This is a genomic window from [Lactobacillus] timonensis, assembly GCF_900240275.1.
Lineage (GTDB): Bacteria > Bacillota > Bacilli > Lactobacillales > Lactobacillaceae > Limosilactobacillus > Limosilactobacillus timonensis.
In genome coordinates, this window is sequence record NZ_LT964761.1 from 440,654 (window position 1) to 466,705 (window position 26,052).

Consider the following 26,052-nt stretch of genomic DNA (forward strand, 5'->3'; position numbering starts at 1 on the left):
GGTCTTTCTTTTTTTTACTCACAATGTCACCTTATTCAACTGGTGAACCAGGAACCATGCTGTCTGGCAACGTCAATAACTGCACTTGGCCGTTATGTTCAGATGACAACAACATCCCCTGGCTCAGTTCACCACGCATCTTCCGCGGTTTTAAATTAGCAACAAAGACAACCTTCTTACCAACCAGAACTGACGGGTCTGGGTACCACTTAGCGATTCCGGAAAGGATCTGCCGGCCATCAGCACCATCGTCAATGGCAAACTTCAGCAGCTTATCAGCACCCTCAACGTGGTCGGCAGCAGTAATCTTACCAACCTTCAACTCTACCTTGTCGAAGACATCGATCCGGATTTCTTTCTTGCCGGCAGTAGCCTTTTGCTTGGCCTCTTCCATTGCTTTTCTCCCCTTCTGCTTAGTATTCTTAGTCATCTGGCTCTTCAAGAACTTCACTTCTTCGTTAACGTCGCGCCGTGGGAAAATTGGCTGACCCTTGGCAACTACCTTTGCAGAAGCTGGGAAGTCCGCGAAAGAGAGATCCGCTAACTCAATTTGTTCAGCTGGCAGGCCCAATTGACGGCAAATTTCCGCTGGGGCTTTTGGCATCATTGGCTGCAACAATGCGGCAATAACCCGCAGTGACTTCGCTAGCTGGGTCATGACGTCACTTAGTTCGGCACTCTTGCTCTCATCCTTTGCCAAAACCCATGGTTCAGTCTCGTCGATGTACTTGTTCGCACGGGCAACCAACTCCCAGACAGCAGACAAGGCGTCTTGGAAGTGAGTAGCGTCCATCTCCACCTTAAAGGTATCAATTGCCCGGGCAGCTGTGTCAGCCAGGTCGGCATCAAAATCCGTCGTAGCAGTTGGCTGGCCGTCGAGCTGACCGCCTTGGTACTTGTTAACCATGGCGACCGTCCGGTTCAAAAGGTTACCAAGGTCGTTAGCGAGGTCAAAGTTGACCTTATCAACAAAGTCTTCTGGACTGAAGACCCCGTCGTTGCCAAACGGCATTGACTTCAACAAGTAGTACCGGGTGGCGTCTAGCCCATAACGGTCAACCAAAGTTTCAGGGTAAATAACGTTTCCCCGCGACTTGGACATTTTGCCATCCTTCATCGTTAACCAGCCGTGGCCGATAACGTGCTTCGGCAGGGGCAATCCCAGGGCGTGGAGAATGATTGGCCAGTAGATCGTGTGGAAACGAACAATTTCTTTCCCCACCATGTGGATGTCAGCCGGCCAGAACTTCTTAAAGAGACGATCATCATCGGAACCATAGCCCAGAGCAGTAATATAGTTGCTCAGTGCGTCGATCCAGACATAAACGACGTGCTTCGGGTCACTTGGCACCTTAACCCCCCAATTAAAGGACGTCCGGGAAACAGACAGGTCTTCTAGTCCTGGTTTGAGGAAATTATTCACCATTTCATTCATCCGTGAATGTGGTTCGATAAATTCTGGATGTTCCTTGTAGTAATTCATCAACCAGTCAGCGTACTTGCTCATTTTAAAGAAGTAAGATTCTTCTTCAACCAGTTGCACTTCGTGGCCTGACGGGGCTTTCCCGCCAATTACCTTCCCATTATCATCACGGTAGACTTCGGCCAACTGACTGTCGGTAAAGTACTCCTCGTCATCAACAGAGTACCAGCCAGTGTACTTGCCCTTATAAATATCACCCTGTTTCAACAGTTTTTCAAAGATTTTCTGAACGGCCTTTTCATGGTATTCATCGGTCGTCCGGATAAATTTGTCGTTAGTAATATCCAGTGTTTTCCACAGCTTTTTAATGCCCGCTGCCATCTGGTCAACGTACTCTTGCGGCTTCATGCCGAGTTTTTCTGCCTTTTGTTCAATTTTAAGGCCGTGTTCATCGGTCCCGGTTAAGAAGAAGACATCAAAGCCCATTAGCCGTTTGTAGCGAGCCATCGCATCACAGGCCACCGTTGTATACGAGTTGCCGATGTGAAGGCGACCCGACGGGTAATAAATTGGAGTTGTAATATAAAATGTTGGTTTTTGTTTAGTCATGGAGGAACCTTCTTTTTCTTTCATTATCGTACTTGCCATTATAGCAAAGATACTGCGTTGAGGTGAAACTGGTAACCGTTTTCGGCCAACTTTGTCTATTAAACGAAAAAAGGGTTGTGACATAACACCCCTTATTCACACTAAAAGTTAACCGGCGGTACAACAATGGCCTCTAACGTTCTGGTAAAACCGAACGCTAGAGGCCTATTGTTGCTCGCAGGGGCGGCAGATAGCCTAGCTGCGCGTCGTGACGACGAAGTCATAAATGACTTCCGCGTTAGAACCGTTCAAAAACGAAATCATTCTGATTTCTGTTTCACGGTTGGTCACGCTCACTCGTTGTTTTTTAAAATAAGCTCAGCTGTTTTGGCGGCTGGGGATTTAATCCAGAGAAATGGATCCCCATGAGCTTCTGTAATTGAAGCGCGTTTGGCGCGGCATCCCGGTTAGAGTTGTTGTTAAAAATAACACAGACTTCTGCGGGGGCCGGCGTTAACTGCTCAATTGCAACTTGAAACTGCTTCAGTTCATCCACCGAGTAACGATAATTAGTTCGTTCGCGCCGCCAGTTGGGCCCGGGATGATTCCATCCCGCCTTATTTCGGCCATGAAGCCGCAAGATAGCTAGTGACGGCGTCGTCGTAGCCAGGTAAAAAGGAACACTGGTAGTTAGCTGGTTCGGTTCATCAGCCGCAACCAGTGTCAGCCCCAGGTCCGCGCAAAAGTCTGCCGTCGACTTTGCAACCCCTGGTGCCAACCAACTAGCGTGGCGAAATTCAACCGCCACTGGCAAGCCGCCCATGAGGTGACGAACCGTCTGGAGGTAGTCGATGTTCTCTGGAATGGCCGTAAAATATGGCGGAAACTGAAAGAGCACTGCCTTCAACTGACCTGTCGCGACTAAGGGGGCAACTGCGTCGCGGTAACGGGCAAATGCTTCCTCCAGTGGCAAGTCATCATTAGGCCCCTGGTGCCTAGTCATCACCCGGTTAGCTTTGATTAGGAATTGAAAGCTCGCAGGAACGTTGGTCAACCACTGGGCAACCGTCGCCGTATTCGGAATTGCGTAGAAAAAAGTGTCAACTTCAACAACAGGGAAGTATGCTGCATACTCTGCGAGGGTCACTGGTCGACTTGCCCCGTCAATTAATACGGGGTGTTCCGTCCAGGTGGTTGTTCCCAAAGTTACCTTCATCCTGCCACCTCCTTAGCGCGGCTCCTAACATTAGCTATGATAGTCACGCCCGCTAATCTTTTTCAAGTGTCCCATTCCCATCGTAATAAAGAAGGAGACCATCAGGAAAAGAGAAACCAGCCAGAATGGGTACTGATAGTTCACATCAAGCAATGCACCAGCCATTAAGGGACCAATAACGTTACCAACGCTGGTCAGTGACATGTTAATACCGTTAAGCAGCCCCTGGTTTTCTTCAGTCAGTTTGGTTAACAAGGTGGTAATCGCTGGCCGCAGGAGGTCAAACGACTCGTAAACCAGCAGAGTTGCCAGGAAAATATGCCAGTTAGTGTGGTCGTAGATAATAATGATTGTCCCAATGACCGCAAAGAAGAACGACCAGCGAGTAATAACAACCTCGGATAAGTGAACTACCAGCCAGTCAAAGAGGAAGAGCTGTAACAGCAGTGACAGTACCCCGTTCACTGTTAAGACCAGGGCAATTTCAGCTAATGAAAAACCATGGACTTCATTTACGTAAATCGAGTAAATACTTTCGAACCCGGCAAGACCAAATGCTGAAACGAGGATCATCAAAAATAAGATCGTCATTGACGGCGTCAGCATTTTCTTCACTGCTGACCAGCCAGTCGATCCTTCCCGTTTACGCGGGTGCTTAACCGGTTCAGCGTTTTCGATTGTTTTGTCCGCTGGCAGGGCCACAATCGCAATTACCGAAGCAATCACTCCCAAGAAGCCGGCTACCCAGAACGGTGCCTTGAATGAGATCCCCGCTAAGATACCACCTATTCCGGGCCCCAGCATTAACCCGCCAGAAAAGGCCGCCGACAGCCAGCCAATTACCTTTGCCCGGTATTCTCTGGTGGTTATATCTGCAGCGAGAGCCATCGAAGTCGGTACAAACATTGCCGCTGACAACCCGTCCACTGCCCGTGAAATGTTAAATAACCAGAGATGGTTAGCTGCCGCAAAGACAAATTCGGCGAGAGAGAAGATGATTAATCCCCACACTAACAAGGGCTTACGGCCAATCGTATCGGAAATTCGGCCCACTACTGGTGATGCCAGAAACTGAACGAACGCAAAGAGAGACGACATCATTCCCATGTCAAACGCCGAAAAGTGGTATTCACTCTTGATAAACGGTTCAACGGGGAAAATTAAACTCATCCCTAAACAAATTAAAAATTCGCAAAAGAGCACGATGTAAATAATTCGTCGTACTTGTTTGGTCATTTTTGCCTCCAAAAAATAATTAATAAAAAATTGTAACAAAATAAGGGGCTGCGCGGCACATTCCCGCAGCTCCTTATTGACATATCTTTTTAACTATAACCGGTTTTTTCGTAATTGTCTAGTCATTAGCGACACGGAGGACACAAGCACCTTCAATATCTCCTTCTTTGACCCGCCGCATAGCTTCAAGGGCCTTGGCAAACGGGTACTCATGAGTCGTCGGCGCAATATGCAAGCGAGCCGCCAAAGTCAGGAACTCTTCTCCGTCACGCCGCGTGTTACTTTCGACACTTGTCAGGTTTTTCTCATGGAAAATGGCTTCCTGGTAGCTCAGTTGAGGAATATCAGTCATGTGGATACCGGCGCAAGCCAAGGTCCCACCCGGTTTGAGGTTAGCAAGAGCCCGCGGCACAATCGTTCCCACTGGCGCATAAGTAATAGCCGAATCAAGCGGCACCGGTGTTTTAGCATCTACTCCCTGCGCCGAAGCACAACCAAGTTGGAGCGCAAATCGTTGGGCATCTTTTCCACGAGTAAAGACATGAACTGCAATCCCCTGGGCAAGTGCCAACTGTGCCGTCAAATGAGCCGACCCACCAAAACCGTAGATTCCTAACGTCCCGCCAGCTGGAACGTTAGCCCGTAAAAACGAACGGTAGCCAATAATCCCGGCACACAGCAGTGGCGCCGCTGTCAGTGAATCAAACTCTGCTGGCAGCCGGTAAGCAAATCCTTCCGGAACAGTAACATACTGAGCATAGCCACCATCGTGATCCCAACCAGTATAAACCGAGTGCGGGCACAGGTTTTCGTGTCCGCTGCGACAATACTCACAAACACCGCAAGCATGCCGAAACCACGGTACACCAATTCGGTCACCCAACTGAAAGCGTGATGTTTCTGATCCGAAAGCAACCACTTTACCGACAATTTCGTGTCCCGGTGTCAAGTGTTCACGATGAACCGGCAGGTCACCCTCAGTAACGTGAAGGTCAGTGTGGCAAACACCGCAGGTCAACACCTTTACCAACATTTCACCACGCTGGGGAACCGGTACTTTCTTATCCACCAACTTAATTGGTGCAACCGGACCATCCAGCGGCCCCGGGGTAGTGATGGTCCACGCCTTCATCATCGATGGCAGAGAAAGCGTTGCCCCTGATTCTCCTGACATTCTTAAGCCTCCCCACCGACTTGTAATTCTTCAAAATACTTCACTGCATCGTCTTGAACCATTGTGAATGGGAAAGAAAAACTCAGCCGTTGCTGGTTAATCGCAATCACCGGTGCGGTTGGGTTACGGTACTCCAACAGGCCAGCAAACGGGTATACCTTCATTGAGGTACCAACGATCACCACGAGGTCCGCCTCCTGCATCGCCCGTACCGAATTCTCGATGTCTGCCGCCTTAATCCCTTCATCATAAAGTACGACGTCGGGTCTCAGTGGCCCGTTGTCTATTTGGTGAAGACGACTCTTCAAGTATTCGTGCCAGTCAACCGTTTGACCACACTTCTCACAGTAAACGTGATAAAGGTTACCATGAAAGTCAATCAGGTGCTTAGCTCCCGCTTCTTCGTACAAGTTATCAATATTTTGGGTAATCACCGTTGCCCGATCCTGACGAGTTAAAGCTGCTTGCTTTTGGTGGATAACGTTAGGCTTAGCATCGGGAAAATAGAGGTTTTCCTTGCAATACTGATAAAATCCGTCCGGGTCAGTCGCAAAGTAGCGGTGACTGAGATAATACTCTGCCCGCTTGTTCTTCGTATAAAGACCATTGGCAGACCGAAAATCCGGAATTCCCGAAGCAGTCGAAACCCCTGCCCCGGTTAAAAAGACAATGTGATTGGCATCATCAAAGTAGTGTTGAGTTGCCAGTGCCATTGGCATCACTTCCTCAAAATAAATGGCACGTTCTGTGACTTCAATAAGTCTTCTACCGGCTGGTGGTAAAACTTCAGCATTTGATCCGAAGAGTATTCATCCTTTGGAGCTGGTAAAACAAAGGCGTTTTGCTGGTCGTTTTTGCCCAGGACAACGTACGCCCGACGCTTGCTATCCCGTTCTGTCATTTCAGAATGGTAAATATCATAGACCTGGTCCACTTCCAGTCGCAGCTGCCGCTTGCTTAACACAGGTGACAAACTCGTAAACTGGTTATTATGCAGTGCAGGAAGACCCCACTGCTGCAACTGGGTGTCAAAGAGCCGGAATAATTTGACCACTGTCCGCCGCATTTCAAACGGCGATTTCACTGGTTTTTCCATTGCCTGCCCGTACAAGAACTGCGCCGAGGCCCACGCTACCGGATACCGTCGTTGCAACTCTTCTTCCTGCTGCTTTGTCATGTGACCGCCGGCATAGAACACCAGGGCATCCAGCAGGGTCAGCAGGCGTAGGGTCCGTTCACCATCGTCCTGATCGCCTTCGTCAGTCAAAGTGGCAGTAATACCCTTAAAGTATTCTTGTTCAATTTGTTCGTTAATGAGGCCGTGCTGACGTTGTTGGTCAACCACGATTTGGTGAGCCACCGTATTGAAGAGGTCGGTAGCCATGATCATCATTTGCTCGTCCAGTTGTTTGTCACCAAGTGATAACTCAAAAAAGATCTGTGGAAAACCCCGCAAAGTCATCAAAAGGTGCAACAACTCGTGGGAAGCGGTGTAGTTTGGCTCCGTCAGGTCAGTCACCGTAATTACCAGGCCCCCTGGCAAGCTAGTCGTCTCCGCCTGATCATGACGAACAAAGCCGCTCTTCTCCCCGTGAAACTGCACAAACACTGAGCCACGAGGGAAAAGGTCGTTAACTTCGTCGAGCAGGTCCTGGTTTGCCTTATTTAACTTTAATTCTTCAGTCATGTGCCTGCTCCTTTCGCATCTTCGATAATTCTTGCTGAGCAACTTGCTCGTCAACGTGATCGAGACCCGCTAACCGCTTAGCCAATAGTCCGGCTTCTTCCGCCGTTGCCCCGGCCCGCATCGCTACTACCCGGTACTGCAGTTTCATGTGACCCGCTTGGATACCAGACGTCGCTAGTGCTCGCAAGGCCGCTAGATTTTGAACCAAGCCAACACTAGCAGCAACCGCTGCTAATTCAGGAGCTGACTTAATCTGGCTAATCTTGGCATTGGTGGCCGTCAACTGACGAGTACCAATTGACCCGCCAACAGTACCAACAGCCATCGGTAAAGTCATCTTGCCGACTAACTTGTCGCCGACCACGTGCCACGTTGCTAGACCACGATACTGTCCTTCCATGGCTGCATAGGCATGGGCGCCGCTTTCGATGGCGCGCCAGTCATTGCCGGCAGCGAGCATCACCGCGTCAATCCCGTTCATGATTCCCTTGTTATGGGTGGTAGCACGGTAGGGGTCAACTTGTGCCAGGAAGCTCAAGTCGGCAATCCGGGACGCAACATCAGCACCGCTCAGTTGGTCAGTGGCGATATCAGCAAAATCAAGGGTGCAGGAAACGCTTTGTAGACTATCCGTCGCGTAGTTGCTCAAAATCGCCGCCACAACCGTCTGCCCCTTTGCGGATAACCAGTGACCCACTGCTTCAGCCATGGTGTTGACCATGTTAGCCCCCATCGCGTCAACGACATCAACTAGCAAGTCAATAATCACAAAGTCTTCCGGACAACGAACCCTGATCCCGGTAGCCCCGCCACCATATTGTTGAATGGAGGGGTAGGCTTCATTGGCTACTTTGAGGATCTCGTCCTCTTGCTTGAGCAAGCGATTCTTGAACAGGTAAGGGTTAGCAACGTTTTTCAAAACCACCTGGCCGATCATTAATCGGTCCTGTTCTGGCGCTGCCACTCCCCCAGAATAGGCGGTCATCTTCGCCCCGTTGCAGGCAGCTGCAATAACTGACGGTTCTTCAATGGCCATCGGAACGGTATACTCCTTGCCGTTGACGACCAACCCCGTCACGACTCCTTCCGGAATACGGTAGTCAGTCAGGTAGTTTTCAATCGTCTGGTTCCCAGCCGGGGAAGCATCAGCAGCTAATGCGGCTAACTCAGTTTTGCTTAAACCGAATTGTTTCCCTAATAACTGCCGGCGCTCATCCGGCGTTTTTTCGTAAAATTTTTGGTTATGATTAGTTGTCATGATGATTTAGTTGAATATACTCCGTAATAATGCCGTCGCGAACGCCGCTTTCCGAAAAGATTACGCGGCCATCGCGATTTCTCATTAACAATGCAACTAATGGCAGCATCCCCCCGAGGATGATGTCTGCCCGGTCCGGCTCGAGTCCTGGCATTTGTTTACGCTGGTGAAGGTTACGGCTCAATAACTCACGGTACGTCGCAAACACCACCCGGGAATTTAAGTGGTAGCCATGAATTGATCGCGACCACTGGTGACGGTGCGCCATGCTCATCCGCGCCAGCGTCCGGTTGGCGCCACCTAACAGAACAATGGGTACCCGGGAAGCATAACGCAACCAGGGAATCTTGCGGAAACGCTCATTAACCGCCACTTCCGCCCGAAACAGGTCGCGCGCTTGGACGTAGCCCCCTAAGCGGAACTGTTCGGACAGGTTAACCGCCCCAATGGGGATGGAAATCAAATGGGTTGCCCGCCGGTGTTCCACCAAAATCATCTCGCTGCTGGCGCCGCCAACATCAAGAATAAGGCAGTGGTTTAGTTTCAGCGTCCTCACAACGCCCAAGTAGTCATAATATGCCTCTTTATTGCCCGAGAGCACTTGCAGTTCGATGCCAGTCTCTTTTTTGACCCGCGATAAAAATTCCTGCCGGTTACGTGCCTGCCGAACCGCTGCCGTTGTAATCGCCCGCACTTCAATATCGGGATATTCCTGATAAATTCGTTTGAACCGTTGTAGGGCTTTGATTGTCCGGCGCATTGCCAGTTCTTTAAGCACTTTCTCCCGGCTCATTCCCTCCGAAAGGCGACTATTTTCCTTTACCCGTCGGATTTCACGGAAGCGGCCGTCTGGCAAAATTTCGTTGATTGCCATCCGCGCAGAATTTGATCCCAGGTCAACAATTGCGAGGTTGGTCATTTTTCTCACCTCCGCGATGCTGATTCTTGATTATTTTACTCGTTATTTATCTTACCATTTTCAAGTTCAACAAACACTGGAAAAGCGAGCGGCTTCGCCAAAAAATGCTTTCCACCTTTCCAGACCACCAAAGAAGTTTTTCACCATCAGCCGTGATACAATAATTAACCTAATATAAGGAGGAGATCTGATGGTAGCTGAAAGTACCGAATTGGCGAAAGAACAAGCCCGCGTCAACCAAGTGATTGCCAGCATCGATGCTCAAATTGCACAAACTAAGCAGGACTTAGCAGATGCTCACAAGGAAACCCGCGCTGTCGAGAAAAATTATGGTGAAAACGCCTCGATTAACCGCTACGAAGTTGACGACATTGCCGAAAGCCGGGCGATGATCGAACAACAACGGCGCCTGGTTAACCAAGCAGCAACCACCGAAGATATTCTCAAAGGCCAGCTGGCTACTCTCCGTCAGCTGCGCGACCAGCCTTACTTTGGCAGAATTGACATTCAAGACGAAGGCGACAAAAACGTTGAGACTCTCTACATCGGGACAGCATCGCTGATGAATGCTGACCAGTCATCCTTCTTAGTTTACGACTGGCGGGCACCGGTTTCAGCAATTTACTACAACGGCAACCTTGGACCGGTTACCTATCAAACACCCGCTGGTCAACGAACTACCACTCTGGTGAAGAAGCGGCAGTTTACCATTGTTCACGGAAAAATCACCCATATGTTCGACACAAATGAAGTCGTCGGCGACAAACTGCTCCAACAGGCGTTAGGCGAACATGACGACCGCCAGATGCACAATATCGTTGCAACCATCCAACGGGAACAAAATACGATCATCCGCAATACTGATAGCGACCTGCTCCTCGTTCAGGGGGTCGCTGGTTCTGGAAAAACCTCCGCTATTCTGCAGCGAATTGCCTACCTCCTTTACCATTCGCGGGAGTCATTGAACGCCGATCAAATTGTCTTGTTCAGTCCTAACCTCCTTTTCTCCCACTACATTGCCGATGTCTTGCCCAGCCTGGGCGAACGAAACATGCGGCAGGTAACCCTTGATGGTTTTCTCAAACACCGCTTTGAAGGGCTCAATGTTCAAACCCTGTTTGATACCTACGAGCAACAATCGAAAATTCCGCAGCCAATCAATGACTTCTTTAATCAGCCAGCGATCATGAACGAGGTCGTTAAATATCGCGACCGGCTGCAAAATGGCCAGGCTGCTCTTCGCTTTATGCCCATTCATTTCCGCGACGAGATCTTTTTTGACGCTGAACACATTGCCGCAATCTTTGATACTTTACCGACAACCTTGCCACTAGCTGACCGGGTCGTCCGCTTAAAAAACGCCCTCATCAGAGAAACCCAGCGGCGTGCCCGGGAAGAAGCTAAAAGTGAGTGGGTGGCTGCCGACCTTGACACCCTCGACCTCCAACAGCTGCACGCCCTCTATGGCCGGCATACCCCTGATGACTTTAAAGATGAGCAGGCCCTCCAAAAACACCTTGCCCGGCGATGGGCGAAAAAGCAGTTACGGGTTGTCGCCGATGCCATCTATAACAACTACTTTTTTGACATCAATGAGCAATATGCCGACTTCTTAGCCCAGTGTCCCCGCCCGACAGGAATTAGTACCGAACAGTGGCAAGAATTCGTTAGCCAATTTAATACCCAGTTAGAGTACCACCGGCTCTCCTTTATCCATACCGCACCATTAATGCTTTTACGTGACTTGCTCACGGGTGGCGGTCAAAACCGGGCCATGCAGTATGTCTTTATTGACGAAATGCAAGACTATTCGCTTGCAATGCTCATTTACCTGCGACACGCTTTCCCGGCAGCAAAGTTTACAATTCTGGGCGACGCCGAGCAGGCACTCTTCCATCCCCTGCAGCTACCAGAAGAGCTCTTAGCTAGCCTCAAAGACGCCCTCCAAGCGCAACGTCCACGATTAGTCACATTGCGGCGTGCCTACCGGTCTACTAGCGAAATCACAGATTTTGCACGACGGCTATTACCCGATGGCGACCAAATCATCCCCTTCAACCGACATGGTGCTCGCCCACGGCTTATCAAGACCGCCAACCAGCAAGAGGCTCGTCAAGAGTTGATCAACGAACTCACAAGAATGCTTGAAAAGCCACAAACGGTTGCTGTTCTGACAGCCACTGCCGACAAAGCAGCCGCTATCAACCAGCAGCTCAATCATGCTGGCATCGATGCTCACTTGATGACGAGCAAGGATAGTCAATTGCCATCTACTGGTGTCGCGGTTCTGCCAATTTATTTGGCCAAGGGACTAGAGTTTGATGCCGTCATCGCGGATGTTTCCCAAAAGGCGATTGCCCCCGCTCGCGCGACCGGAATAATTTACACAATGGCTAGCCGAGCGATGCATGAATTAACCCTCATTAGTATTGGGCAGCCTGCCCGGGTAATTACCAACTCAACTAATGACCAATTGCTAATAGAATAAAGAAACGGCCTTCCACTTCAAAAGCGGAAGGTCGTTTTTATATCAGTTAGGTTGATGACTATTCATTTGTTCCATCAAATGGTCACTCGACTGGATCGAGTGTTTCAACAAGAAGGGAGCAATTACGGTCGCCAGCACAATTACCGCAATAACGTCAGAGTAGTAGGTTTCGGATAAGAGATGGGCGGAAAAACCTATCTGGGCGGTAATCAATGACATTTCACCACGTGCAACCATCCCGCTACCCACGACGTAGTCACCTGGCCACTGTAAGCCGGCCATCCTGGCACCCAGACCACAGCCAAAAAGCTTGGTCAAGACTGCCAAAATGGTCATCACGATAACGAACAGCAACGATTCCTTCATCCGGTCAAAACGCATGTTCAACCCGATGCTTACGAAGAAGACCGGGATGAATAGTGAGTAGCCAATGGGAATAAAGGAGTGGTTGATGATTTCCTGGTGATGGGTGTTCGCAATGGCCAACCCGGCAAAGAAGGCTCCCACGGCACCACTTAAGCCGACTCCTTCGGCAGCCCCTGCCATCGTTAAACAGATAATCATTGCCATGACAGAGTTTGAAGCCATCGTCAGCAGGTGTTCACTTAACCGCATCAGAATTGGTGCTAACCAGCGAACTAGCAGGTAGGCTACCACGAAGAAGAGCACCTGCAGGGTTAAGGCAAGGAAAATATTGCTCGTCCCGTGCGACTGAGCGTGACCACCAGAGGCGTCAATCATCCCGATCATTAAACTCAGCAGGATGACCCCGATAATGTCGTCGGCTACCGCCGCACCCAGAATGGTTGCCCCTTCCTTGGAGTCTAACACGTGGAATTCACGCATGACGGCGACTGAAATGCTGACAGACGTCGCGGAAAAGATCACCCCGATAAAGAGTGATTCCAAGTGGTTAAAGCCAAACAACAATGAGGCGCCGCCCATAAAGGCAACCGGGAAAAACACCCCCATAATGGCGGTAATCACGGCCGGCTTAAGGTACTTTTTGAGCAGAGATAGGTCCGATTCTAGTCCAGCGATGAACATTAAAATGACGACCCCCAGCTCCTGAAACTGGTCAATCATTGGGGTCAACTTGACCCAGTTAAGGATAGCGGGGCCAATAATAATGCCGACAATAATCTGCCCGATCACATCAGGCACTTCAATCCGCACACAAAAATGGCTGACCAGCTGAGTTACCAGCAAAATAAAGGCCAGCGTGGCAAAAAAAGTCATTGTGCACCTCCAAAATAATATTTGTGTTCATTGTACCGGTATTAGTGGCAAAGAACCACCCCTTCCCGGACTTTTCCAATAAAAAACAGGATTGGTCAACGATTAACCGCTCTTGCTCAGCCTGATTATCTTGTCATTTTTAAAGCCGCCTGGCGGACTCGAACCGCCGACCTCATCCTTACCATGGATGTGCTCTACCTAGCTGAGCTAAGGTGGCACTAGTAGTATAGCGAAGGCGGTATCGTTAAATCAAGCCGCCCACGTAAAACCAGCTTGCATCTGTCCGTTCATCCCGTTAAAATAACCAGTACAAATTAAATTCAGTAACATAAGCGACCAGCAGGCGTTTCGTGAGGATGACTTAATAACTTTCCTCGCTTGCTGGTCGTTTTGTGTTGAAAAGGAGCATTTTAATGGACGAACTTTTTTCCAAGACACCAGTGAGGAAGGCTTACTTCAAGCTGGCACTTCCGGTTGTCATGGGCATGATCACCACCATGATTTATAACCTGGCTGACACAATGTTTGTGGCCAAAACTGGCCGTCCCGACCTGGTAGCAGGGGTCACCATTGGTGGTCCCTTGTTCACCTTCCTGCTAGCCGTAGCTGATATTTTTGGTCTCGGGGGTAGTTCAGTCGTCTCCCGACTCCTCGGCGAACAGCGTCATGCACTTGCTAAACGGGTCAGCAGTTTTTGCCTTTACGCAAGTGTCATTACCGGACTCGTTTTAACCGGCTTGTTGATCATCTTTGAACACCCCATCCTCCACTTGCTAGGTGCTAAACCAGCAACCTACCAGGAAGCAGCTGCCTTTTACCGGGTGCTCAGCCTTGGTGCTGTCTTTGTTATTTTCTCCATCGTCCCGCAAAATTTGATTCGAACCGAGGGATTAGCTAGTCAGGCAATGGTTGCCACCATCGTCGGCACCGTATTAGCGATCATTCTGGATCCAATCTTCTTATTTATTTTCCATTGGGGAACCGCCGGGGTGGCACTTGCGAACGTCATCGGTTACTTTTTCACCGACCTCTTGCTAGTCTGGATGGTGGTCAAGAAAGCCCGCTATATTAGCCTGAATATTCATCAAAGCCGAATTCACAAACGCGAAATTGGCGAAGTGGTTGCCATTGGTATTCCCGGTTCAATTACAAATTTTGCCCTGACGTTCGGGATGGCGCTCCTCAACTCGTCCCTGGCCGTTTACGGAGCTTCCACAGTAGCAGCCATGGGTATTACCCAAAAAATTTACGGTGTCGTAATCCTGGTTATTGTCGGCTTTGCCTTCGGGGCCCAACCCCTCATCGGCTTTAACTATGGTGCCAAGCAATGGCAACGGCTCCGCGAAATTCTTCGTTTTGACTTCTTAGTAGAAGCAGTCTATGCCGTCATTGCTGGCGGGTTACTGATCATCTTTGCCCGTCCCGTCGCTGCCTTGTTTATGGACCAGTCAGTAATTATCCACGCTGCCAGCTACATGCTAATTGCCACCCTCGTCACTACTCCACTGGTGGGCTTGATCATGGTTTACACAACCGTTTTTCAATCCATTGGCAATGCCCGCGGCGCTTTGATCATGTCCATTTCAAGACAAGGGATCATTTACTGGCTGGTGTTAGAAACCCTCAAACATAGTTTTGGCTACAACGGGATCGTCTGGTCACAAGCTGTCAGCGATGCCCTAACTTGCCTCTTAGGTTACTGGCTCTACCGTGTCAGTCTTGACTGGAAAGATAAGCTACCGCAGCGATGATGATAAACGTAAGTATTTCGCAGGCAGTTGGTCAACCAACCAAACCTGGTCATTGGCATGGTAAAATTTAATTCCGTCCCGGTAAGCTGCCGCGGCGTCAATCACTAAAATTGCGGGAGCCGGATCCCGACGTTGACCAACTTGACGGGCAGTTTCTTGGTCAGCTGAAAGGTGAACATACTGGCGGCCCATCGGCAACAGCCCCTTTTTCCGAATATTGGTCAGGAACCGGTGTGCCGTCCCGTGGTAAAGGACGGCTGGCGGCACTTTTTCGGGATGCCTGATGATTCCGGGGATGCTGTGACCATAAAGCGCGCAGATTTGACCATTTTTAATCTTGAAGCGCTGTTTCTTGGCGCCATGCATTATCTCCCGGATAGTCATTTCCGTCAGCCGGGGATGAAAATGGTGAATCCGGTTCATGGCGGCTAAGAATTGGTGGAGGTCGACATAGCCGTATTTATCCAGTGTCAACCCATACTTAGCAGGATTATGTCGTAGGGCATAGGACATCTTCTTGCTAATAAATACTTGCGAACGTCTGTCCACCCGTCTGCTTTGAAATTTCTTGTCAGTCATGAAGATCCTCCTTTTTTCTATTATAATCACGTTAGTTGAACAATTTATTAAAGACGGGAACGTGACAAACCGTGAAACAGAAATCAGAATGATTTCGTTTTTGAACGGTTCTAACGCGGAAGTTAAGCCACAACGCGCAGCTAGGCTATCTGCCGCCTCAGCGAGCAACAATAGGCCTCTAGCGTTCGGCTTTACCAGAACGTTAGAGGCCATTATTGTACCGCTTGTTAACTTTTAGTATAGATAAGGAATATTATGTCACAACCCCGTCTTTTCAATCTAATAAGTCTTGTTGAGCAATGAAATTCGCAATGAGGATTACCCGCTTGAGTACTGATTCAGCACTTGCTCTTTCGTCAGAACTATGGGCACCACTGCCGCTTGAGCTCACTCAGGTTAATCGTCGTCCCTAGCGAAGTCAGCATCAAACCGACAATCGCCATCCCAAATTCTTCAACCCCGCTATTAGAAAACAAGTTCTTGGGTAACACCCCGCTCCAGAAACCGATGAGGCCCAAGACAGAAATCGTCAAGACAGTATCAATAATGCCGTTAGTCCGGCGGGCAACGTATTCACTAGCAGCATAAATTACTAGTAAGATCGTTAAAGAGATAACTCCAGACATATAAAATCCTCCAAATCATATTGACTGACTAGCAACCGTCTCCCCGCGTAAATGGTTTGGAAGAATTAAAAAACCACACAGTTGTGCTTACTGTGTGGTCAATGATATTTATCGAGCCAACACAGGTACGCTTTGAGAGACCCCCAAAAATGACCGTACCCGTGCAAAAAACACTAGATGCGATCAAAAGTGTACCATGCCTGCCAACGCTTTTGTTCATAACGTGTTTTCATGATAATGGCTCCTTTCCTTAAATGTTGGGTAGAATATTACTCCGATTTTTTCAGCTGTCAATTATTTTTTTAATTTAAATTGCAATTAACGAGCTAGCTAACACCACTAAACCATTGCTATCAAGGAGATTTGTAATTTTGATCTTCCAGAATAAATTCCAACCATTAGCGGGGCCTATTTTGGTGTAAACGGGTTAGTTATCATTCCTGACGAAGAGGTGTTTACCGTTTGCTTCACTAGACCATTTTTCAAAAATGGTATAATGATTTCGATATCACAATTAACGAGGAGGAGTTATTAATGTCATTCAACCCTGCCAAGGTTCAGGACGTGTGGAAAGACGCCGGTAAAGAAGTGCAGTTCACCGTCTTGGCATTAAAGCGTCAGGACCAAGCTAAGGAATTAGCAGCCGTCAGAGAATTTATTGACCGTTTTCAGGCAATTACCCGTTCTCTGCGGATTCGCGCTCAGGAAAGCAATCTCAAGGTAGCCGTCGGTTTCAGTAACGCTGCGTGGGATTACCTCTTCCCTAATGCCCCGAAGCCGAAGGAACTTGCGACCTACGAAGGAATAAAGGGCGATAAGTACGAGATGCCGGCTACCCCTGGCGACATCTTCCTTCACGTCCGGGCTAATGATGGGGCCACGGTTTACGAATTTATGCGCCAGGTAATGCTGTTCATCGGTGATGTGACGACCGTCGTTGATGAAACGCACGGCTTCCGCTACTTTGAGGGTCGTGCCATTATCGGTTTTATTGACGGAACGGAAAATCCGGACGTCGATGAAGCAAAGGACTACGCAGTTGTTGGTTCAGAGGACCCGCTCTTTGAAAATGGTTCCTACGCTTTTGCCCAGAAATGGCGCCACGAAATGGATATCTGGCATACGCTGAGTACCGAAACCCAGGAAAAAGCGGTTGGTCGCAAAAAGTTTGATGACCTGGAATTGCCAGACGGCGAAAAGTTTAAGAACGCCCATAATGTGGTCTCCCAGGTTGAATTTAACGGTGTTTCGCAAAACATCGTCCGGATGAACGTCCCTTACTCCGATCCAGCTACCGGGATCACGGGAACTTACTTTATCGGTTATGCCCGCCACTGGCAGGTTACTAAGGCCATGCTGGAAAGCATGATTAAGGGGCACGACTACCTCTTAAGCTTCTCCAAGATTCTCTCTGGGCAGCTCTTCTTTATTCCGTCAAAGGACACCCTCGACCAGATAGTCAATGGTGACTTAACTAAGTAAATCTTTTTAACGCAAAACACCGTAGCCGGCATCACGCTAGCTACAGTGTTTTTGGCTTAAAGTGATATCAAATTAGTCACGGAACTTCCGCTTGTCGAGGTATGCAACCAGGCATTCCAGCAGGATGAGAACCACAACTAAGGCAACGTCAATTGCGTACAACCGTTTCTTCCACGGAAGCGTTACGGCATTGGCACTCTTAACAGCATCCTTGCGGTAAGCATTGCTGTTAACCGTCGTGTAAAGGATGTTATGCGAAGCTGTCCGCATCTGTCGAACCACTGTTGGGTTCTTCGTACCTTGCGGCTTAGCACCCATTGCCCCGTTAGTCGAGAGCATGAGGTCAGTCCCGTTGGCCAGTCCGGCATTCGAGTTCATGAATAACCCAACGAAGTAGTCGGTTTCAACGAGGCCATGGTAACCCCATTCACCACGGAGAACGTTGTTTAACAGGTTGCTGTTAGCACCACACCAACGGTCACCGATAAAGTTAAAGGCGTTCATCGTTGCCATGACGTGACCATCTTGGACGGCCATCCGGAACGGCTTTAAGTAAGTTTCACGAATTGACTGTTCGTTGGCCCACTCGTTAAGGCTGTTCATCCGGTTAGTTTCCTGGTTGTTCATGGCAAAGTGCTTCATGTAGGAGTAGACGCCGAACTTCTTGGCCCCACTAATTTCGTTAGCGGCCATCGTCCCAGCAAGCTGCGGATCTTCAGAGTAGTATTCGAAAGTCCGGCCGCCAAATGGGTTCCGGTGGATGTTCATTGCTGGACCATACCAGCCGGAAATACCTGCAGTCCGTCCTTCCTTCCCTACTTGTTGTCCCTTATCCTGGGCCATCTGAGAATTCCAGGTAGCAGCAGTCAGGTCAGCAGCCGGGAAGGTCGTCGTCTTCAGCCCCTTAACAATCATACTGCTCAAGCCGGACGGACCATCGAAGTCGTAAGTCTGAACCTTGCCAATGGACTTGATCGGCACGGTTTGGTAACCACCATAAGTGACCAGCTTTTGCATGTCCTTAACACTCATCTGATCAAGCAGTTTATTCCACATTGGGTCATCATAGGACTTGCCACGAAGCTGTGAAAGCTTGAGACCGTTGTGGGCCCCAGTTGTCGGCATCTTGCCACTGGCCTTAGGCATCCTGTAGTTTTGTGGAACAGTTGCGTTTTTCAGCGTGTGTTGAGTTGCCTTAGTGTCCTTGCGTGGGGCAGCCAATGCCTTGTCAGCATTAGCAAAGTTATCTTTCCGACTTAGGTAAGTAATATCGTGGCCGGCAGCGTTCTTAAACTGACTCTTGGTGTTCTTCTTGTCACCAGGCAGTTTTTGGTAAACAACCTTGTTTGGCAAGTTAAACTGCTGGGTGTCCACAACGTCATGTGAGTTGTTCTTCAGCTGAATCTGGTAATTACCGGAGTCCAGCACGTACTTCCCGCTTTGCTGGTCAAAAGAAGCCATGTCTGACTGGTTAGCAGTAAAGTGAATGGTTTGTGATTGACCTGGCTGCAGCGTCTTTGTCTTGGCAAACCGTAACAGGTTGGTTGAAGATTTTTCAATTCCCCCGTTAGTGTATGGCGCCGTGTAGTAAGTCTGAACAACGTCTTTACCAGCACGCTTACCAGTATTACGAACAGTCACTGAGTATGATAGCTGCCCATTCTTACCCTGGTGAAGACTACTCATCTTTTGCTCAAAATTGGTGTACGACAGACCATAACCGAACGGGTACTGAACCAGTTTATTGTACTGGCCCTGGTTGTCACCATAACGAGTTTCGAAGTACTTGTACCCGACGTAGATGCCTTCGGTGTAGTTGGCAAAGGTCATCTTCGGATCATTAGCATAGTGGAAGTCACCAAAGTTATTGTTCGATGGCGAATCTTTATCGTTGTAAAGATAAGTATCAACTAAGCGGCCTGATGGGTTGGTCGTCCCGCGCATAATCTTACCGAGGGAGTTGAAACCGCGCTGACCAGGACCAGCCATCCAGATAGCACCCTTAACGTGGTTGTACTGGTTTAAAAAGCCCAGCTGCATTGGGTTAGCCGAGTTGATAACAACGACCACGTTCTTAAAGTTCTTGTTGACCTTGGCCAACATGTCTTTTTCTGTTTGGTCCAATTCGAGGTAGGACTGGCCCTTCTTGAAATCACCCTTATTACCGTGGTAAACGGCACCCTTTGGCAGGTCCGTCATGTCCTTTGGTAAGTCGGCACCTTCACCACCAGAACGACTGATAACTACCACTGCGTTGTCGGAATAATTCTTGGCGTGGTTCATCATCTTAGTCGAGTAGGTGCTGACCTTCGGTTCTGGTAGAGTCCAATCCTGCTTCATCATCGAAATCTGCGGCCGGTCTTTCCGGTAATGACGGTAGAAGTTAAACAGTTGCATGTTCGGCTTAAAACCGGCATTTTGCATGCCTTCGTAAAGGGAAGTTTGTTTAATGGCCCCCACACCACCAGAACCGGTCCCACCATACAGCGGGTTAGTAGATGCCCAACCAAAAATATTGACGTTTTTCTTTCCGTCAAACGGCAGAACATTATCATCGTTCTTCAGCAGGACAGCACCTTCACCAGCAATATCCTCATCAGTTGCCGAAGACTTTTTCAGTGTCTGTGAGCTAACTGGCGCGAGCTTGGCTTGCTGAACACTCAGCAGGGCCGCCATTGGTCCCACCATGACGATATTAATCGTTAAGATCAGGACCCCGATGAAAGCCAGGAATGATTCCCACTTAAACCAGAAGTTAAAACGGTCACTGCGGTTGCGGAAAACAATTAGGCCGATAATAATCAGCACTAACAGGACTCCGGCAGGAATAAAATACTTCCCTGCTAAGTTAACCGTCGAAGTGATGTCGTTAATTGAAACGATCCCCTGCTTCATTAAACTACTGATGACTAGCCAGGCCACCAGGGCAATAACAACAATTACCCCAAAGATGACACCCAGCGTAATCCACAAACTGCGGAGTTTGCTTTTACTATTGTGCATCAGAATTTACTCCCCTCATAAAAATAAATAATTGCTTACGCCTTTAAATATAGCGCTTTCAAAAAATGGTATACGTTTTGGCGCATAAGTGGTTATTTGACAAGCATAAATGGAAGCGGCTTCATATTTCTCTAAACCAATTATGTTCAGCTTTAAACAAAGTGCCGTGCGTTAATCATTTTGCACGGCACTGATTGGCTAGACCATTAAACTACTTCATGATAACGAATTTCATCATCGGCCAGTTAATCACCACTTGGACGACAATGTTGACAATATTGGCTACTGTTGCCGCCCAACCACCAATATACGGCTTGGTGACGGAAATGACATAAGGTGGTAGCCAAACAGAAATAATCCCAGCAACAGTTACAGTCAAAATATACCAGAAAATCACTTTTCTGATTTGAACATGTGACCCAAAGACGACCTTTCGCTGAACAAAGAAGTTAACAATTTGTGCCGCAACATAGGCCAGCAAGAAGGCAATGAACCCGCCGAGCCCCCCTTGCTTGCTGGAATAGTGGAAAATCCACCAGGAAAAAGGAGAACTAAGGTTTTTCAGGAATGCCATTGAAATCCACAGAACCACGAAGTTGGTAATTGTCGCGACGTTACTGAAAATGTTAAACATGATGAACTGCCAAATATCTGGGTGTTCATTCTGAAAACGTTTGATAGCGCCCATCATTCCACCAGACGCTTGAGCTTTTGATTGTGCCATTGTTACTTAACCCCCAAATCAGTATGTTTGTTGCGCGAGTTATTCCGGAAATAGTCACGAACCAAGCGGCCAATACCGTACCAGAAATGACCATTGACTCCCATTAGGATGTCATCAACCATCGCCTGATCAACGGCTCCACCGGTCATCTTCGCAATCGCACGGAACGGCATATTGTATAAGAAAAGAATATTCAAATCCGGCTTACCAGCAGCCTGACTGGCAGCTAGTTTTTTCTTCAGGACAGCATAGACCCGACGGCCCACCCAGCTTTTGGCTGTCCGTAAGTCGCTCAGTGGGTCGTTTAACTGCAACTCTGCACCCTGCTGGCGTTGCTTATTAGGTGGTACAGCCTGACCGTAAAGAATGTCAAAGGCCGCGTCATCTACCTGGTCCAGTCGGCAATCATAGTAATCTTTCAACTGAGGATTGCGCTGAGGGTTGGCGGTTCCCTGTTGTTTAATACTGCTCTGCAGCTGAATATCTGCTGAACTACTACCGACCATTACCTGGTAGGTTCCTCCTTCGATTTGCCATGATTGACTTGCCACGTCATAGTAACGGAACGTCTTGTCATCAAAGGCGATGGCGACGTGTTTGGTTTTCCCAGCGGCAAGGTGAACACGGGCAAAACCCTTTAATTCGCGTGCTGGACGGATCAATGCTGAGTTTGACTTGCCAACGTATAGTTGAGTAATTTCATCACCAGCAACTTTGCCCGTGTTGGTCAGATCAAATTCGACCCCATCTGCGTCAACCGTCAAATTATCGTAGTGGAAAGTGGTGTAAGACAGTCCAAAACCAAACGGGAAGCGAACCGGAACTTGTGCGGTTTCATAGTAGCGATACCCAACAAACGGACCTTCCTTGTAGTAGGAATTTCGCTCCGTTGCCGGGTAATCATCGCCAAACGGCACGTCGTCGTAAGACAATGGGTACGTTTCGGCAAGTTTACCCGCGGGGTTAACCTTCCCCATGAGAACGTTCAGCATGGCGCTAGCACCGGCTTCGCCACCAAGGTAGCCATCAACTACTGCGCTGACCTTGTCCAGCCATGGCATGGTAACCGCTGAACCGACACTGAGGACCACAACAATTGGTTTGCCAACCGCTGTCAACTGCTGAATCAACGCGTTTTGATTGCGAGGCATATCCAGACTGTCACGGTCCAAACCTTCTGACTCGGCAATTTCATCTAGTCCCCCGCAGAAGAGCACTACGTCTGCTTGCTTAGCGAGTTTGAGAGCTTCATCAACAAGTGTTTCGTTTGCCGGACTGTTCCGCTTGTATCCCTGAGCGTAACCAACAACGTTCAGCCCACTGGCCGGCAACTGGTCAACAAGCGATTCAAGCTGTTTGCTGTTTACTAGTGATGAGCCAGCGCCCTGGTAACGCGGCGTTTGGGCAAAGTCACCAATGACTGCTACCTTTTGGTTGGTCAACGGCAACAACCCATCCTGGTTTTTTAGCAAAACAATGCTCTTTTCGGCTGCCTGGCGGGCAACCTCGTGCTGGTGATCCCAGTCAATTGTTGGCCGGTCATTGCTAGTGGCCGTGGAACTTAAAATGGCTGAAAGGAGTTCATCAACCCGCTGGTCCAGCACTTTTTCGTCCAGCTTGCCAGACCTGACCGCCGCCACTAATTCAAGGGGACCGTTGACACCCTGTGCCGGCATTGCGAGGTTGCTGCCAGCCTGAAGACCGGCAACATGGTTATTGTCACCACCCCAGTCAGTGACAACATAACCATCAAACCCCCATTCTTTACGAAGGATGTCAGTCAGTAAGTGATGGTTTTCGTTAGCATAGGTGCCGTTGACCTCGTTATAAGAAGACATCACTGCTCCCGGGTGCCCTTCCTTCACCGTAATTTCAAAATTAGTCGTGTAAATTTCCCGGAACGTTCGCTCATCGACCACCGAGTTAGAAGCCATCCGCCGATATTCCTGGCTGTTAGCAGCAAAGTGCTTCAGGCAGGCTTTTGTACCGTTTTCCTGAATTCCCTTAACCAGCCCCGCGCCCATTTTACCGGCGAGGTAGGGATCTTCACTGAAGTATTCAAAGTTACGGCCACACTTCGGATTACGTTTGATATTCATCCCCGGTCCCAGCACTACTTGAACATCGTGAGCTTTAGCTTCTTGCCCTAACGCTCTGCCGACTGACTGGGTTACCTGCGGGTCCCAGCTATTAGCCAGTGTCGCCGCCGTCGGAAAACAGGTAGCTAACACACTGGCATTGAGTCCCAGGTGATCGCCTTCGCCTTCCTGTTTCCGTAAACCATGGGGGCCATCAGACATAAACATTGCTGGCACCTTGCCGGGCACAGCTGCCGTCTGCCACTCTGTCTTACCGGACATCAGAGCCGCTTTTTGTTCTAGTGTCAGCTGATCGATAATTCGTTGATTTTTCAGCATCTTTATTCCCCACTCCTCACAAAATTTTCAACATCATTAGTTTAACGCAGATGTAACCGTTTTTATGAACGGACCGCATAGCTGGTTGCTTGACCAGCATAAGTCGATATTCTTTGTGGTAAAATGTATGCGCAATCATTTTAAGCGAAGAAAGGAGCTAGACCAATGCGGATCGCAATTGTGGAAGACGACCCCCAAGCGGCTAATCAGTTAAAGAAATGCATCCAGCATTACGCGGCCAAGCACCAGTTGACGATTGATATTCTGCAATTTAACGACGGTGTTCAAATCATCAGTTCCTACCCGGACGATCTTGACGTTATTTACTTTGACGTCCAAATGCCGGTGATGGATGGGATGACCGCCGCTAAGAAAATCCGCCAACACGACCCCCGGGTACTGATTGTCTTTTTAACTAACTACGTCCAGTACGCCATCGATGGTTACGAAGTTCAAGCCGCTGATTTTTTGCTCAAGCCGGTCACTGAGTTTAGCTTCAGCTCCCACTTTGACAAGCTCCGCGCCCGAATCGATAATAACGACCGTTTTGTGACTGTCAAACATGGTGACCAAATTGATAAGATTAGTCTCCGTGACCTCTACTATATTGAAAGCGCAGGCCATTACCTGAACTACCACACAAGAAATCAGGTTTATAAAACCATTGGCAGCTTAAAAAACGCTGGCAAAGAACTGACCAATAACCACTTCTTTCGCTGTAATTATGGCTACTTGGTCAATTTAGCGCTGGTTACTGGCGTTTCGAATAATACTGTCCACGTTGGTCCTTTTGACCTGCAGATCAGTCGCTCACGCAAGAAGGACTTTATGGCTGCCCTGGCCAACTACCTGGGGACGGCCGAACTATGATGAATCAAGATATTGTTTGGCCCGATATTCCACGGGTTGTTACCGGTGTTGCCGAGTGGCTGGCCTGTCTTGAAGTTATCCTGATGCTCCACCACCGTCAGCCCCAACTAGTAAAAGGCTTGATCCTTCTGGGATGCCTTGCCGGCCAAGTACTCCTGCAAATGTGGTGTGGCACCTGGCTGCTACCCCTCTGGATTCCCGGAATCCTGATTAACATCTTATGGATGTTTTATACCATCTGGTTAATTGTCCCTGAAGCACAGCTCCGTCTGCTGGCTTATAGTGTCTGCCGGGCCTTCGTCCTGGCAGAATTGTGGGCGTCAGTCGCCTGGCTGCTCAATTGCTGGTTCTTATTCCAACTTCACTTGCGGCTACGCTATCAATTTACCTTTGTACTAGTCGTGTACGCTATCCTGTTTGTGGCCTTCTTCTATCTTCAGCGTGCCTTTGCCCTCCGCCAAATTAGCAAGCGTGAGGCTGTGACTGCCGCCTTGACTGCAATGATGATTTTTGCCATTTCTAATGTGGGGTTCATCAGTAGTGCAACCCAATCTTTCTTTGGTGGCTCACCGGAAGTCTTTACCGTCCGGGTAATCGTCGACCTGTGTGGGACCCTGATCATCATTATTCAGGATAATTACCGAGCAGTCAGTGAACTACAAAGCGACCTGCAGGCGATGGATGCAATGATGCAGTCGCAATACCAGCAATACCAGGAATACAAGCAAAGTAGCGAGCTAGTTAACCAGCATTTTCACGACTTGAAACACCAGCTGGTGACCCTCGCCATGGAAAACGATAGTCAGAAACGGCAGCAATATTTAGATGAAATTAATACTGACATCAACCTCTACAATGTTGGTGTCAAAACGGGAAATAAAATCGCCGATGTTATCCTGACACGGAAAAACGCCTACTGTCGCCAGCACCACATTACCTTTACCTGCATTGCTAACGGCGCCCTGATGAACATGATTAACACGATGGACCTCTGCAGTCTGCTTGGCAACTCGCTGGATAACGCTATCGAGTCAGTGGAGCAACTGGCAGATCCCGAAAAGCGGCTCATTAATCTCCGAATTGTAAATAAGGGGCAACTGGTAATCTACCAGGTGGAAAATTACACTGATAATCCGGCTGACTTTGCTGACCTCCCACAAACGACCAAGGAGGATAAGCAGCGACACGGGTTTGGGCTCCGCAGTATTCGCCGAATTGCCGAAAAATACGGTGGAACCATGACGGTTAAAAATCAGCACCACTGGTTCCGGTTAACCGTCCTCTTTGATCAGCAGACCAAAACAAGTACAAACTAAATCCGCACCAAGAGTGCGGCTTTTTTGTGTCGCGGTTTATAATGGGTGTATTGAAA

At 48.9% G+C, this 26,052-nt stretch carries 19 protein-coding genes and 1 tRNA gene; 5 read left to right on the forward strand and 15 right to left on the reverse strand.

The window, feature by feature from the left end; all coding sequences use genetic code 11:
* Positions 1–31: 31 nt before the first annotated feature.
* From metG to C1710_RS02230, 8 genes are all read right to left on the reverse strand, one after another.
* Positions 32–2,032 (reverse strand): methionine--tRNA ligase, encoded by a 2,001-nt coding sequence (metG, locus tag C1710_RS02195; RefSeq protein ID WP_102279560.1) that lies wholly within the window; start codon positions 2,030–2,032, stop codon positions 32–34.
* 346 nt (positions 2,033–2,378) lie between these two features.
* A complete protein-coding gene (locus C1710_RS02200; protein ID WP_102279562.1) occupies positions 2,379–3,227 on the reverse strand; it encodes a DUF72 domain-containing protein in 849 nt (282 codons plus the stop codon).
* A gap of 30 nt (positions 3,228–3,257) precedes the next feature.
* Positions 3,258–4,502, reverse strand: a complete 1,245-nt coding sequence (locus C1710_RS02205; RefSeq protein WP_102279565.1) for an MFS transporter — start codon at positions 4,500–4,502, stop codon at positions 3,258–3,260.
* A 79-nt stretch (positions 4,503–4,581) separates the two neighbouring features.
* The gene (locus C1710_RS02210; protein WP_102279568.1) at positions 4,582–5,637 is read right to left on the reverse strand and encodes a zinc-dependent alcohol dehydrogenase family protein; all 1,056 of its coding nucleotides are present in this window, start codon (positions 5,635–5,637) and stop codon (positions 4,582–4,584) included.
* A gap of 2 nt (positions 5,638–5,639) precedes the next feature.
* Positions 5,640–6,350, reverse strand: a complete 711-nt coding sequence (locus C1710_RS02215; RefSeq protein WP_102279571.1) for an NAD-dependent protein deacylase — start codon at positions 6,348–6,350, stop codon at positions 5,640–5,642.
* A gap of 5 nt (positions 6,351–6,355) precedes the next feature.
* The gene (locus tag C1710_RS02220) at positions 6,356–7,324 is read right to left on the reverse strand and encodes an IpaB/EvcA family protein (protein ID WP_102279574.1); all 969 of its coding nucleotides are present in this window, start codon (positions 7,322–7,324) and stop codon (positions 6,356–6,358) included.
* Complete coding sequence (locus C1710_RS02225; RefSeq protein WP_102279577.1) at positions 7,317–8,582, reverse strand: hydroxymethylglutaryl-CoA reductase, degradative; 1,266 nt, start codon at positions 8,580–8,582, stop codon at positions 7,317–7,319. Before C1710_RS02225 ends, C1710_RS02220 begins: the two co-directional genes overlap by 8 nt.
* Positions 8,572–9,501, reverse strand: a complete 930-nt coding sequence (locus tag C1710_RS02230; RefSeq protein WP_102279579.1) for a Ppx/GppA family phosphatase — start codon at positions 9,499–9,501, stop codon at positions 8,572–8,574. The genes C1710_RS02225 and C1710_RS02230 overlap by 11 nt, the downstream gene beginning before the upstream one ends.
* Positions 9,502–9,691: 190 nt before the next feature.
* Between C1710_RS02230 and helD the strand changes: the two genes are divergently transcribed.
* A complete protein-coding gene (gene helD, locus C1710_RS02235) occupies positions 9,692–11,989 on the forward strand; it encodes an RNA polymerase recycling motor HelD (protein ID WP_102279582.1) in 2,298 nt (765 codons plus the stop codon).
* Between the two features lie 42 nt (positions 11,990–12,031).
* Here the strand turns inward: helD and C1710_RS02240 are convergent, their stop codons facing one another.
* Entirely contained in the window at positions 12,032–13,228 is a 1,197-nt protein-coding gene (locus C1710_RS02240) for a cation:proton antiporter (protein ID WP_102279586.1), read from the reverse strand.
* A gap of 143 nt (positions 13,229–13,371) precedes the next feature.
* A tRNA-Thr gene (locus C1710_RS02245) sits at positions 13,372–13,445 on the reverse strand.
* A gap of 196 nt (positions 13,446–13,641) precedes the next feature.
* Between C1710_RS02245 and C1710_RS02250 the strand changes: the two genes are divergently transcribed.
* Positions 13,642–14,979 carry an MATE family efflux transporter gene (locus C1710_RS02250; protein ID WP_102279588.1) on the forward strand — a complete coding sequence of 446 codons (1,338 nt, stop codon included), beginning with the start codon at positions 13,642–13,644 and terminating at the stop codon, positions 14,977–14,979.
* Here the strand turns inward: C1710_RS02250 and C1710_RS02255 are convergent.
* Together C1710_RS02255 and C1710_RS02260 are read right to left on the reverse strand one after the other, a co-directional pair.
* Entirely contained in the window at positions 14,965–15,558 is a 594-nt protein-coding gene (locus C1710_RS02255; RefSeq protein ID WP_102279590.1) for an RNA 2'-phosphotransferase, read from the reverse strand. The genes C1710_RS02250 and C1710_RS02255 overlap by 15 nt on opposite strands.
* A gap of 362 nt (positions 15,559–15,920) precedes the next feature.
* Positions 15,921–16,184: a hypothetical protein gene (locus C1710_RS02260; RefSeq protein ID WP_180961275.1), complete on the reverse strand. Its 264-nt coding sequence runs from the start codon at positions 16,182–16,184 to the stop codon at positions 15,921–15,923.
* 534 nt (positions 16,185–16,718) lie between these two features.
* Here C1710_RS02260 and C1710_RS02265 point away from each other — a divergent pair.
* Positions 16,719–17,666 carry a Dyp-type peroxidase gene (locus tag C1710_RS02265; protein WP_102279592.1) on the forward strand — a complete coding sequence of 316 codons (948 nt, stop codon included), beginning with the start codon at positions 16,719–16,721 and terminating at the stop codon, positions 17,664–17,666.
* A 72-nt stretch (positions 17,667–17,738) separates the two neighbouring features.
* On the opposite strand, the gene C1710_RS02270 is transcribed toward C1710_RS02265, so the two are convergent.
* The 3 genes from C1710_RS02270 to C1710_RS02280 form a co-directional block, all read right to left on the reverse strand.
* Positions 17,739–20,669: a glycoside hydrolase family 3 C-terminal domain-containing protein gene (locus C1710_RS02270; protein ID WP_102279595.1), complete on the reverse strand. Its 2,931-nt coding sequence runs from the start codon at positions 20,667–20,669 to the stop codon at positions 17,739–17,741.
* 211 nt (positions 20,670–20,880) lie between these two features.
* Complete coding sequence (locus C1710_RS02275) at positions 20,881–21,393, reverse strand: hypothetical protein (protein ID WP_102279598.1); 513 nt, start codon at positions 21,391–21,393, stop codon at positions 20,881–20,883.
* Positions 21,394–21,395: 2 nt separating this feature from the next.
* The gene (locus tag C1710_RS02280; RefSeq protein WP_180961276.1) at positions 21,396–23,810 is read right to left on the reverse strand and encodes a glycoside hydrolase family 3 C-terminal domain-containing protein; all 2,415 of its coding nucleotides are present in this window, start codon (positions 23,808–23,810) and stop codon (positions 21,396–21,398) included.
* Between the two features lie 165 nt (positions 23,811–23,975).
* Here C1710_RS02280 and C1710_RS02285 point away from each other — a divergent pair, with 165 nt between their 5' ends.
* Complete coding sequence (locus C1710_RS02285; protein ID WP_102279600.1) at positions 23,976–24,680, forward strand: LytR/AlgR family response regulator transcription factor; 705 nt, start codon at positions 23,976–23,978, stop codon at positions 24,678–24,680.
* The gene (locus C1710_RS02290; protein WP_102279602.1) at positions 24,677–25,996 is read left to right on the forward strand and encodes an ATP-binding protein; all 1,320 of its coding nucleotides are present in this window, start codon (positions 24,677–24,679) and stop codon (positions 25,994–25,996) included. Before C1710_RS02285 ends, C1710_RS02290 begins: the two co-directional genes overlap by 4 nt.
* Positions 25,997–26,052: the final 56 nt, after the last annotated feature.

Excerpts from the sequence above, each read along its gene's own strand:
- metG (WP_102279560.1), bottom strand. The coding sequence starts at position 2,032 with ATGACTAAACAAAAACCAACATTTTATATTACAACTCCAATTTATTAC.
- C1710_RS02200 (WP_102279562.1), bottom strand. The coding sequence starts at position 3,227 with ATGAAGGTAACTTTGGGAACAACCACCTGGACGGAACACCCCGTATTA.
- C1710_RS02210 (WP_102279568.1), bottom strand. The coding sequence starts at position 5,637 with ATGTCAGGAGAATCAGGGGCAACGCTTTCTCTGCCATCGATGATGAAG.
- C1710_RS02215 (WP_102279571.1), bottom strand. The coding sequence starts at position 6,350 with ATGGCACTGGCAACTCAACACTACTTTGATGATGCCAATCACATTGTC.
- C1710_RS02220 (WP_102279574.1), bottom strand. The coding sequence starts at position 7,324 with ATGACTGAAGAATTAAAGTTAAATAAGGCAAACCAGGACCTGCTCGAC.
- C1710_RS02225 (WP_102279577.1), bottom strand. The coding sequence starts at position 8,582 with ATGACAACTAATCATAACCAAAAATTTTACGAAAAAACGCCGGATGAG.
- C1710_RS02230 (WP_102279579.1), bottom strand. The coding sequence starts at position 9,501 with ATGACCAACCTCGCAATTGTTGACCTGGGATCAAATTCTGCGCGGATG.
- helD (WP_102279582.1), top strand. The coding sequence starts at position 9,692 with ATGGTAGCTGAAAGTACCGAATTGGCGAAAGAACAAGCCCGCGTCAAC.
- C1710_RS02240 (WP_102279586.1), bottom strand. The coding sequence starts at position 13,228 with ATGACTTTTTTTGCCACGCTGGCCTTTATTTTGCTGGTAACTCAGCTG.
- C1710_RS02250 (WP_102279588.1), top strand. The coding sequence starts at position 13,642 with ATGGACGAACTTTTTTCCAAGACACCAGTGAGGAAGGCTTACTTCAAG.
- C1710_RS02255 (WP_102279590.1), bottom strand. The coding sequence starts at position 15,558 with ATGACTGACAAGAAATTTCAAAGCAGACGGGTGGACAGACGTTCGCAA.
- C1710_RS02260 (WP_180961275.1), bottom strand. The coding sequence starts at position 16,184 with ATGTCTGGAGTTATCTCTTTAACGATCTTACTAGTAATTTATGCTGCT.
- C1710_RS02265 (WP_102279592.1), top strand. The coding sequence starts at position 16,719 with ATGTCATTCAACCCTGCCAAGGTTCAGGACGTGTGGAAAGACGCCGGT.
- C1710_RS02270 (WP_102279595.1), bottom strand. The coding sequence starts at position 20,669 with ATGCACAATAGTAAAAGCAAACTCCGCAGTTTGTGGATTACGCTGGGT.
- C1710_RS02275 (WP_102279598.1), bottom strand. The coding sequence starts at position 21,393 with ATGGCACAATCAAAAGCTCAAGCGTCTGGTGGAATGATGGGCGCTATC.
- C1710_RS02280 (WP_180961276.1), bottom strand. The coding sequence starts at position 23,810 with ATGCTGAAAAATCAACGAATTATCGATCAGCTGACACTAGAACAAAAA.
- C1710_RS02285 (WP_102279600.1), top strand. The coding sequence starts at position 23,976 with ATGCGGATCGCAATTGTGGAAGACGACCCCCAAGCGGCTAATCAGTTA.
- C1710_RS02290 (WP_102279602.1), top strand. The coding sequence starts at position 24,677 with ATGATGAATCAAGATATTGTTTGGCCCGATATTCCACGGGTTGTTACC.